This is a genomic window from Actinophytocola sp. (assembly GCF_035634895.1).
Taxonomy (GTDB): domain Bacteria; phylum Actinomycetota; class Actinomycetes; order Mycobacteriales; family Pseudonocardiaceae; genus Actinophytocola.
The window spans coordinates 37,378-47,542 of record NZ_DASQCC010000139.1; the positions used below are offsets into that span (position 1 = coordinate 37,378).

Annotated in this window: 9 protein-coding genes and 1 pseudogene; 7 read left to right on the forward strand and 3 right to left on the reverse strand. The window is 69.3% G+C overall.

Annotated elements, in window-relative coordinates:
- Nucleotide 1 precedes the first annotated feature (1 nt).
- Entirely contained in the window at nt 2–595 is a 594-nt protein-coding gene (locus VET29_RS20320; RefSeq protein ID WP_324922736.1) for a hypothetical protein, read from the reverse strand.
- Nucleotides 596–681: 86 nt separating this feature from the next.
- Here VET29_RS20320 and VET29_RS20325 point away from each other — a divergent pair, with 86 nt between their 5' ends.
- From VET29_RS20325 to VET29_RS20345, 5 genes are all read left to right on the forward strand, one after another.
- A complete protein-coding gene (locus tag VET29_RS20325) occupies nt 682–2,292 on the forward strand; it encodes a pyruvate, phosphate dikinase (RefSeq protein WP_324922740.1) in 1,611 nt (536 codons plus the stop codon).
- Nucleotides 2,293–2,467: 175 nt separating this feature from the next.
- Nucleotides 2,468–4,876 carry a nitrate- and nitrite sensing domain-containing protein gene (locus tag VET29_RS20330; protein WP_324922745.1) on the forward strand — a complete coding sequence of 803 codons (2,409 nt, stop codon included), beginning with the start codon at nt 2,468–2,470 and terminating at the stop codon, nt 4,874–4,876.
- A gap of 17 nt (nt 4,877–4,893) precedes the next feature.
- A complete protein-coding gene (locus VET29_RS20335; RefSeq protein ID WP_324922748.1) occupies nt 4,894–5,331 on the forward strand; it encodes a roadblock/LC7 domain-containing protein in 438 nt (145 codons plus the stop codon).
- Nucleotides 5,328–5,708: a DUF742 domain-containing protein gene (locus VET29_RS20340; RefSeq protein ID WP_324922750.1), complete on the forward strand. Its 381-nt coding sequence runs from the start codon at nt 5,328–5,330 to the stop codon at nt 5,706–5,708. The genes VET29_RS20335 and VET29_RS20340 overlap by 4 nt, the downstream gene beginning before the upstream one ends.
- Entirely contained in the window at nt 5,689–6,303 is a 615-nt protein-coding gene (locus VET29_RS20345; RefSeq protein ID WP_324922752.1) for a GTP-binding protein, read from the forward strand. Before VET29_RS20340 ends, VET29_RS20345 begins: the two co-directional genes overlap by 20 nt.
- 135 nt (nt 6,304–6,438) lie before the next feature.
- Here the strand turns inward: VET29_RS20345 and VET29_RS20350 are convergent, their stop codons facing one another.
- Entirely contained in the window at nt 6,439–8,079 is a 1,641-nt protein-coding gene (locus VET29_RS20350; protein ID WP_324922754.1) for a PEP-utilizing enzyme, read from the reverse strand.
- 320 nt (nt 8,080–8,399) lie between these two features.
- Here VET29_RS20350 and VET29_RS20355 point away from each other — a divergent pair, with 320 nt between their 5' ends.
- Complete coding sequence (locus VET29_RS20355; protein ID WP_324922756.1) at nt 8,400–8,945, forward strand: TetR/AcrR family transcriptional regulator; 546 nt, start codon at nt 8,400–8,402, stop codon at nt 8,943–8,945.
- A gap of 125 nt (nt 8,946–9,070) precedes the next feature.
- Nucleotides 9,071–9,724, forward strand: coding sequence for a TetR/AcrR family transcriptional regulator (locus VET29_RS20360; RefSeq protein WP_324922758.1), 654 nt, complete (start codon nt 9,071–9,073; stop codon nt 9,722–9,724).
- Between the two features lie 208 nt (nt 9,725–9,932).
- On the opposite strand, the pseudogene VET29_RS44090 reads toward VET29_RS20360, so the two are convergent.
- A pseudogene (locus tag VET29_RS44090) lies at nt 9,933–10,061 on the reverse strand (CPCC family cysteine-rich protein); the annotation flags it as partial.
- Nucleotides 10,062–10,165: the final 104 nt, after the last annotated feature.

Here is a 10,165-nt window from a genome sequence, read left to right on the forward strand (position 1 = left end):
GTCAGGCGCCCGATTCCTCCGCCTGTCGCGACCGGCCCAGCGTGATGAAGAAGCACTCGTGACATTCGAACCAGACGTTGTGGTAGGAGTCGACCAGAACTCCTGTCAGGTGAGCGTCCGAGCCGGACGCGAACTGGCTGTGCGCCCGGGCGAACCGCGCGCCGTACTCGGCGAAGTGCGGTGCCTCGGGGGTGATCTCGTCCAGGATCCGCTGGACCTGCTGATCTATCGGGGAAAGTCGGTCGACGAAGTCCGCGGGGCGCTGGCCTTCGGTGCGCGCCTGCCAGTCGGCGCACAGCTGCTTCAGCTCGTCGTTGAGCTTCCGAAACGTCTCGTAGTGGTCGGCCACCAGGGTCAGCGCCCGCGGGCTGGTGTCCGTCATCCGCCGGTCGGCGAACAGGCGACCGTTCGCGGTGATCTTCCAACCCAGCCGTGGTTTCCCGCTGTCCTCGGCCAAACCACGCGACTCGAGGTCGAGCAGAGTGGCCCTGACCAGCTCCGGTGGGGCGTCGAGCGCCGCGGCGAGCGACTCGGGGGTGGCGCGTCCTCTGATGCGGAGGATGTGCAGCGTCTGGTCCGCGATGTCGGCGGGCATCGGTGGTTCCTCCTCGTCCCAAGGGCGGGTACGCTGCCGGACTTCCTTGTCCCGCACGGCATCCACACCCGGAGAGCAGGAGAAGCATGAGCGCGGCAGCGATGGGAGCGACGAGGTTACTGATCCTCGACGGCTCCGTCGACCCGGACCCGGTGGTCGTCGGCGGCAAGGCGGCCGGTATCGCGCGCATGATCTCGGCCGGGCTCCCGGTACCGCCCGCGTTCGCGCTGTCCACTTCCGTCTGCCGGGAGTTCCTCGCGGCGGGTGACGGTGTCCTGGACGCGCTGTGGCCGCAGGTCCGTGCCGCGATGAGCTATCTGGAGCGGCGGACCGGCAGGCTGTTCGGTTCGGCCGACGCGCCCTTGCTCGTCTCCGTGCGCAGCGGCGCGCCGACGAGCATGCCCGGCATGATGGACACCATCCTCAACCTGGGCCTGAACCAGGAGATCTCGGACGGCCTGGCGCGCACCCAGGGGACGGCGTACGCACGCGACACCCGTCAGCGCTTCGAGCAGCTCTTCGCCGAGGTCGTCGGCGTCAGCGACACCCCGGCCGACCCGTGGGTCCAGCTGCGTCTCGCGATCGCGGCGGTCTTCCGGTCCTGGCGCTCGCCGCGGGCCGCAGCCTACCGCGGCCGGCACGGTCTCGACGACGAGGCCGGCACCGCCGTGACCGTGCAGGCCATGGTCTTCGGCAACGCGGACGAGCGTTCCGGGACCGGCGTCCTGTTCACCCGGAACCCGTCCACGGGCGACCCGGAACCCTTCGGCGAATGGCTGACCCGGGCACAGGGCGAGGACATCGTGTCCGGCACCCGGGCACCCGAGTCGCTCGACGCCCTCGCCGGGCTCCTGCCCGAGGTCCATGCCCAGCTCATGGACCACGCGCGCAGTCTCGAACAACGCAACCGCGACGTGCAGGACATCGAGTTCACCGTGGAGAGCGGCCGCCTCTGGCTGCTGCAGACACGCTCGGCCAAACGCTCTCCGCGAGGTGCGATCGCGATCGCCGCCGCGCTCGGCCGGGAAGGGCTCATCTCACCGGCGGAGGCCGTTTCCCGCGTGACGGCGGACCAGGTGCGCGCCGTGTTGGTGCCCGGCCTGGATCCCCGCGAACGCGCGGCCGCTCCGCTGCTCGCCACCGGCACCCCGGCGTGCCCCGGCGTCGGCACCGGAGTGGTCGTGACCGACCCGGACGAGGCCGAGGCCCGTGCCGCCGAGGGCGAGGAGGTGGTGCTCGTGCGCCGGACGACGAGCCCGCACGATCTGCACGGAATGCTTGCCGCCGCCGCCATTGTCACCGAGATCGGCGGCGCGACCTCACACGCGGCCGTGGTCAGTCGCGAGCTGGGTGTGCCCTGTGTGGTCGGATGTGGTGAGGACACCATGATCGGATTCGATGGTCGGATGGTCACCGTGTGCGGCGACACCGGCGAGGTGCGCGAAGGGGCGATCCCGCTCCGGGCACCGTCCGAACACGACGACGAGGACCTGCGCCTTCTCACCCAGTGGGCGCGCGACATCTCGCCGCTGGCGGCATGGCGATCGGACGAAGTCCCGGCAGGCGCCCAAATCGTGCCCGAAGTGGACGTTTCGTCCGACGCGGCCGTGGAGAACGCGTTGCGTGACAGCGTGGGCGTTGTGGTCACGGAGTATCCGCTGCCGGTGCTGCTGGCCGCGATCCACGCGCGACGGTGACCCGCGGCTGCGCCACGGGCCCCGAACTCCGGGATCCACCTGTGAAAACGTGCCCACGCGAATTCGGTGGGTCACCGCCCGGGTTCCGTAACCAATCGGCGTGTGGTTTGATTTGCCGTCACCGGCACCGGGGCTATGCCGATGCCTAGACGTCAGCGAGGACAGGGCGAAACAGTTGCGTGAACCAACCGCAGAGAACACCCAGGCGGGACCGCGGCGACGGTTGTTCTCGCGCCGGAAGTCGACGAGGAGCATCCGCAACCGCGTGCTCGCGATCGTGCTCATCCCGAGTACCGCCCTGCTGGTCACCGGCGCGTCGGTCGCCGGCTACCTGATCTCCGAGGGTCTCGATGCCCGGGACTTCTCCGGTTACCTCGGGCAGGCCATCGATCCGCTCGTCGAGTTCGTGACCGTCGTCCAGGACGAACGCACGATCTCCCTGCGTGCGCTGGGCGGTGACCCGGAGGCGCAGGGCGGACTGCAGGCGCAGCGGGACACCACGAACGCGGTGCTCGCCAAGATCACCGATCTCGCCGGCGTGGTGCAGAACCTGAACCCGGACGCGGTCTCGCAGTCCAATGCCGCGTTCGCCGAGCTGTCCAAACAGTTGGCGTTGCTACGTCAGGGCGTCGACGTGCACCAGGCGCGCGCCGCCGACGTCGACGCCTTCTACTCCGGCCTCGCCGGCGTGATCATCACCGGGCTCGAGGGCACGGTGCGCACCACCCCCGACGCGGCGACCGCGGCCGAGGAGACGACCGCGGTCGACCTGTTCTGGGTGACCGACCAGCATTCCCGGGCGGTCGGCCTGGCCGCGAACGGCGTCGCCCAGGGCGAACTCGGCGACCCCGAGCGACTGGTCATCGCTCAGCTGACCGGTGCGTACCGCAACCAGCTCATGGCGCTGACCACCCGCCTGACCCCTTCGGAGAAGGACCACTTCAAGCGCCTGACCGCCTCCTCGGCATGGCAGACCGCCACCGCGGCCGAGGACGGCCTCGCTTCGCGTGGCGAGTTGGACATCCCGCTCGGCGACTGGCTCTCGGCGGAGAAGGAGGTCTCCACCGAGCTGCTCGGGCTGTGGGGTGACCACTTCCGCTACGCCGAGTCCCTGGCCGAGGACGCCGCGAACACGTCGCTGATGCAGTCGATCATCGCCGGCTCGGTCGTGCTCGTGCTGTCCATCGTGGCGTTCCTCATCGCCGTCCGGATGGCCAACGCGCTCGTCCGCCGGCTGCGGAAGCTGCGCACGAACACCCTTGACCTGGCTGACAAGCAGCTCCCCGCGATGGTGCAACGCATCGCCGACGGCGAGGAGGTCAACGTCGACGCCGAGCTGCTCCGGGTCGACCACGGCACCGACGAGATCGGACAGGTCGCCGAGGCGTTCGAGACCGCGCAACGCACCGCCGTCGCGGCGGCCGCCGCCGAGGCGAAGACCCGCGGCGGCATCAACAAGGTCTTCCTGGACATCGCGCACCGCAGCCAGATCGTCGTGCACCGGCAGTTGGAGGTGCTCGACCTGGCGGAGTCCAAACAGGCCGATCCCGAACACCTCGAACTGCTGTTCCAGCTCGACCACCTAGCCACACACGCGCGGCGCAACGCCGAGAACCTCCTGATCCTCGGCGGTGGGCAGCCGGGCCGGAAGTGGCGCACACCGGTGGCGCTCGAGGAGATCGTGCGGAGCGCGATCTCCGAGACCGAGGACTTCGTCCGGGTCAGCGCGGTCCGGCTGCCCGACGTGAAGGTCCTCGGCAACGTGGTCGCCGACCTCATCCACCTCCTGGCCGAGCTCGTGGACAACGCGACGTCGTTCTCGCCGCCGGACGCCCCGGTGACGGTGCGCGGCAACCTGGTCGGCAAGGGCGTCGTCGTGGAGGTCGAGGACCAGGGTCTGGGCATCGGTTTCGGGGAACGGGAATATCTCAACGAGACACTGCGCAACCCACCGGACTTCCAGTCCATGGCGTTGGCGGGACAGCGACACCTCGGTCTGTTCGTGACCGGCCAGCTGGCGAAACGGCACGGGATCTCGGTGAGCCTGCAGGAGTCGGCCTACGGCGGCATCAAGGCGATCGTCCTGATCCCGTCCTCGGCGACCGAGACCGAGGGCCGCGAGTCCCCGCAGGAGTCGTCGTCCCCGGCGACGCGCACCGGCAGGCACCAGGCACCGCCGAACTTCGTGCCGCAACCGACGCAGGACCCCGTGCCGCGCCTGACCCGCACGGCCGACAACATTCCCCGGCACTGGCCCATGGAGGAGCCCGAGGATGTCTCGCCGACAGCTCGGACGAGTTTCGGGGCGTTCGAACCGGTGACCCCGGTCGCGGCGACCGAGCGGCCGGCGAGTCCGCCACCCCGCGAACGGCCGCCCACTCCTGCTCCGCGTGAACGGCCACCGTTACCGCGGCGGCAGCGTCAGGCGAACCTCGTGCCACAGCTGCAACTGGACACCGAAGCCGGTCCGAAGACCAGCCGGCCCCGGCGCACCCGCACTCCGGAGGAAGCCCACAACTCGATGGCGTCCTTCCAGCGCGGGACGCGTCAGGGGCGTGGTCTGCCGTCCGAGCACAACCGATGAACACGAATGGTCAGGCGATGAACGAAGATCTGGTCAGGAGCAACGCGAGCGGCCTGAACTGGTTGCTCGACGATCTGGTGAAGCGTCTGCCCGGGGCCGAGAGAGCCGCCGCGCTGTCCGCTGACGGGTTGCTGCTCGGCCGGTCCGCGAACCTCGACCGGGAGGGCGGCGAACACCTCGCGGCGATGGCGTCGGCGTTCCGGAGCCTCGCACGCGGCGTGGGCACGCAGTTCGACAAGGGGTTGGTCCAGCAGACGGTCGTCGAGCTCGAGTACGGCTACCTCGTGGTGACCGAGGCGGGGGAGGGCGCGTGCCTCGCGCTGCTGGCTTCGGCCAGCGCCGACCTCGGCATGATCGCCTACGAGCTGAACGTGATCGTGCAGCAGGTCGGGGACAGCATGGTGGCGACGCCCCGCGGGATGTTCACGGAGATGCCCGTTCCACACGCACCATGAAGCACGGCAGGGACGACAGGTCCTTCGAGTTCGATCCAGGGCCCCTCATCCGCCCGTTCGCGGTGACCCGCGGGCGGGCCGGGAAGGACCTGCATCAGCTCGACATCATCACGTTGGTCGTGGCCGTGCGTCCCGAGGCGGACGTCGCCGGGCTGGACCGGGAGTACGGCGACATCCTGCGGATGTGTCAGGGCCGGCCGCTCTCCGTCGCCGAGATCTCGGCCAAGCTGGGCCTGTTGCTGGCAGCGGTGAAGGTGCTCGTCAGCGATCTGATCAATTCCGGTCATCTCATTTACCGGTCGCCGCCTCCGCCCACCTCGGGCAGGCCCGACATCAAACTTCTGCAGGCGGTGCTCGATGGCGTTCGAAACCTCTGACCCGACCGCCGGCTCTCCTGGCCTCACCGGAGTGCGGGCGGTCAAGCTCCTCGTCGCGGGCGGATTCGGGGTCGGCAAGACGACCCTGGTCACCGCGGTGAGCGAGATCAAACCCCTGCGCACCGAGGAGCGGCTGTCCGCGATCGGGGCGGGGGTCGACGACCTGACCGGCGTCGAACGCAAGACCACGACCACGGTGGCGCTGGACTTCGGCCGGATCACGATCAACCAGGACGTGGTGCTCTACCTGTTCGGCACACCGGGCCAGGACCGCTTCTGGTTCATGTGGAGGGAACTGTCGGTCGGTGCGCTCGGCGCGGTCGTGCTGGCCGACACGCGGCGCCTCGACGACTCCTTCGGGTCGATCGACTTCTTCGAGTCGCGCGAGATCCCGTTCATCGTGGCGGTGAACTGCTTCGACGGCGCGGAGGTCTACGACGAGGAAGAGGTGCGCCTGGCACTCGACCTCGAGGCCCACGTGCCGGTGCAGCTGTGCGACGTGCGCGACCGCGACTCGAGCAAGCGTGTCCTCGTGCGACTGCTGGAGCACCTGATGACCGTCGCGACAGCCGGAGCGACCGCCAGCAGGTGGTGACCCTCCCGCCCGTCCCTCGCCGGGAATCCGGCGGCTGACTCGACTTCCCGCCGGCGGCGCCGGTCCGCCCAGGTACCGAGAGCTGGTACGTGGGCGAACCGGCGCCTTGTCAGCGAAGACCGATGCAGTCGGTGGTCATCGGGTGGCCGGCTCCGTCCGTTGGACGGGGGAGAGGACCTCGACCACGCCGCGGTCGCCGTCGACGCGGATCCGCTGGCCGTCCCGGATGCGGCGGCTGCCGTCCTCCGTCCCGCACACACACGGCAGGCCAAGCTCCCTGGCGACGATCGGGCCGTGGCTGAGCAGTCCGCCGAAGTCGGTGACCACGGCCCCGGCGACCAGGAAGAGCGACACCCAGCTGGGGTCGGTCGTCTCGCAGACGAGGATGTCGCCGTCGTCCAGCTCGGTCGCCGCCGGGTCCCGGACCACCCGCGCGCGCCCCTCGACGACGCCCCCGCTGGCCGCGATGCCGGTGACGGTGGTGCCCTCGGGTGCGTCCGTCGCGGCGTCACCGCCGATCTCGATCAGTTCGGGCAACCCGGCCCACGCCACGGGGAGCCGGTAGCGCAACCGGTCCTCGTACTGGGCACGACGCTGCCGCACCAGCTCGCGACGGTCGACCGCGTCGCCGGACACCAGCTCGTCGAAGGTGAGGTGGAAGACGTCGGCGGCGTCGTCCAGGAGGCCTCGCGCCACCAGGTCCGCCCCGGCTCGCCGGGCGGCGGCGCGGGCGACGTCGAACGTGAGGAGGTACCCGGCCTTGCCCTGTTCGCGCAGCGCGAGGAAGCGGGCCGCGAGGTTGGTCAGCAGCTTGATGGACCGACGCTGGAGCGGGGAAACGGCCTTCTTGAGCTCCTCGGCCGCCTCGTGCCGGATCCGGGTCTGCTCGGCACTGCGGTTGCGGGGCGCCCTCGGGTCGTCCTCGGACACCGCGCGGTAGTCGTCGAGACGGGCGAGGATCGGCGCCGGGTCCTCCCGCCACGAGGTGCTGTGCAGCTGGCCCTCGTGCGGGCCGTGGTAGCCGTGCCGGTCCAGGAAGGTCGCCAGGTCGAGCCGCTCGTGCGCGAGGAGCCAGAGGTCGTTGGCGACCTCGTTCTCGTCCGAGCCCACGCCCGACAACAGCCGGGACTCCAGGCCGGGCACCTTCGCGGCGGCGACCATGGGGGCGAGCCGGTCGGTGATTCCCGAGCTGACGAACGCCACCAGCAGGTGGAGGATCATGATCCGCTCGAAGCGCTCCCGGGCGTCCTGCAGGATCGCCAGGCTGTCGGCGGCGGGCCGCTCGGCGATCTCCGGCAGGGTCGAGAGGCGCCACTCGCGGAGCTCGGCGAACATGCGGTCGTGCTTCTTGGGCAGGGTGAAGACGACGCGCGGCGCCTTCACCGCGATGATCGGGTACCGGCGCATCGAGTTGTCGTCGACGGTGCCTTCCCGCACGTAACCGAACAGCTGCTGCTCGATGGCGGTCGCCGAGGTGCCCGGGAGGAACCCGGCGACCGTGCGGAACTGGTTGATGTTGGCCGCCGCACGCCCGGCGAAGGCGGTCCAGAACTGGTCCTCGATGCGCTCGGGCACCGCGAGCGAGGCCTTCCCGAACACCCCCATGCCACGGAACATCTTGCGGAACGCCAGCTCCATCGGCCGGTGGATGAAGGTGAAGCCGAGCGCCGTGGAGACTCCGGGGAACGCTTCGGCGACGTTGCCGGTGGTCCACGTCACGCCGGGATCGCACGCCGCGTTGTCGAGCGGGTCGGATCCTGGTGTGGGAGAGAGCATGTGCGACACCAATCATCGTTTGGTTTCAAAGGGACCGACGGATCGTAGTCCGGTCCGCGATGGACACGTAAGGGGCGGAAAGAGGTTGTGCCCGAAGAAAAAGTGAGACGGTTTCGAAGCCCGTCGGCGTGGACACGCAAATCCAGCAACGCATGGTTACGGATCCGCTAACTCAGAGGCATCGATCCAGGTCAGCGGGGTCATCTTGTTAGGCTGGGGCCCTGGTGACGTGGAAGGCGGCGGGGAGCGTGGCGGACAAGCGTCGAAGAGGCAGGCCGCCCAGGTCCGAGGGCGCGGACACGCGCGAGGAGATCCTCCGGGTGGCCCGTCAGGTGTTCAGCGAGCTTGGCTACGAGCGCACCACTTTCCAGGAGATCGCGACCCGGGCGGGTCTGACGAGGCCCGCGGTCAACCACTACTTCCGGGACAAGACGGCGTTGTATCGAGCGCTCTTTGATTCCGTAAAGGAGAGTGTCGTCGGCGCCAGCGTCGGGCAGGCGGTCGCGCAGGAGACCCTCCCGGGGCAGCTGTCGGCGTTCCTCGACGCGGCCGTCCAGATCGACTCGGGGGACCGGTCGTTCGCAAGGTTCATGGCCGCTTCGGTGCTGGACGGGTACCGGCACGAGGGTCTACGCGGCAGCACGCTGGAGCAGATCGAGCAGGTTCGCGAGTTCGTGCGCCTGGCACTGCGGTCCGCCGTCGAGTCGGGCGAGGTTCGCGAGGATCTCGATATTCCGGCAGTGACGGAAATGCTCATCGCCATTTTGTGGGGAATGGCTTTGTACGCCGGTTTCGTGGGCACCCATGATCAGTTGGAAGTGGTAGTAGACCAATTTTCAAGGTTGATCGCCGGCGCCCTCTGGTGAGGCCCCCGACCACCGGTCCGACCCCCTGAACAGCCGCTACGCGGCGAACCGGATCGAACGTAATTGACGCCAACGTAAATTTCGGCCCGCCCGGACGCTGGCAAGTTGTTGTTTATAGTAACGACGTGGTCAGGCCCAAGGTTCCGTTGATCTCGCGGCGCAAAGCGCTGGAGGTCGCTCTCGAGATCATCGACAGCGACGGACTCGACGCGCTGAGTATCCGGCGCCTCGCGACCGCGCTGGGTGTCAATGGTGCCTCGCTCTACCACCACTTCAGCAGCAAGGAGGACATCGTCATCGGCGTGGTGGACCTGGCGCTGGCGGAGGTCCGCGGCGTTGGCGAGCCCGGCGCGTCCTGGCGTCAGTGGCTGCCGGAGAACGCGCGTGCCCTGCGTCACGCTCTGCTCGCCCACCCCGCCCTGCTGCCGGTGGTCGTCGCGGCCCGGTCACACGGCCAGGGCGCACGGCTGCTGGACGCGTCCGCCGCCCGCCTCCTGAGCGATGGCGTCCCGAGCGCGGTGGTGATGCCCCTGCTCGGCGCCCTCGCGGCGTTCGCCATCAGCAGCGCCCTACACGAAACCCAGAGCAGCGGCCCGGCCGAGAGCGCCACCGAGGAGTACCCGTCCCTGGCGAAGGCCGCGGCCGAGCGCGGGTTGAACGCCGACCAGATCTACGACCTCGTCATCACGAGCATCCTGCAGGCCATCGACACCGCAGTCGAACAACAACGCGCCCGATGGCTGCCGTCGATACCGGTACCGGTCGAGGGCGCGCTGTAGCGCGGTCCTCGGCTTCGTCTGAAGACCCCCGCGATGGCACCGGCCGGTGGTCCTGTACTCGCCGGCGCCATCGTCGACATGGGACGTTGCGTGCCTGTTGCAGGACAATTCCGGCACCTGTTCTCGACCCGGATCGCCATGCCGCTCGACGAGCCGGCGCAAGTGGTGGCCTTCCCCAAGTCCGACGGGGTGCTGCGGAATGAACCGTCTACATGACTGGGTGCTCGTCCGGGATCGGTTCTCGTAGGTGTCGCAGGTAACGTTCTTCGCACGCAACGGCGTGTGCGTAGTTGCGTCGGGCCTGGGAGAGACTGAGCCGACCGTTGGGCCCGCCTCCGGGTGTCGGCGTCGTGGTCGTCCTCGCAGAAGCAGACGGGGCCGACCTCGAACTGTCCTCGTCCGCCGAGAGTCAGGATCCGTAGCAGGGACAGGAATGCGGGC

Coding starts and splice junctions, on each gene's coding strand:
- VET29_RS20320 (WP_324922736.1), bottom strand. CDS start 595: ATGCCCGCCGACATCGCGGACCAGACGCTGCACATCCTCCGCATCAGA.
- VET29_RS20325 (WP_324922740.1), top strand. CDS start 682: ATGAGCGCGGCAGCGATGGGAGCGACGAGGTTACTGATCCTCGACGGC.
- VET29_RS20335 (WP_324922748.1), top strand. CDS start 4,894: ATGAACGAAGATCTGGTCAGGAGCAACGCGAGCGGCCTGAACTGGTTG.
- VET29_RS20340 (WP_324922750.1), top strand. CDS start 5,328: ATGAAGCACGGCAGGGACGACAGGTCCTTCGAGTTCGATCCAGGGCCC.
- VET29_RS20345 (WP_324922752.1), top strand. CDS start 5,689: ATGGCGTTCGAAACCTCTGACCCGACCGCCGGCTCTCCTGGCCTCACC.
- VET29_RS20350 (WP_324922754.1), bottom strand. CDS start 8,079: ATGCTCTCTCCCACACCAGGATCCGACCCGCTCGACAACGCGGCGTGC.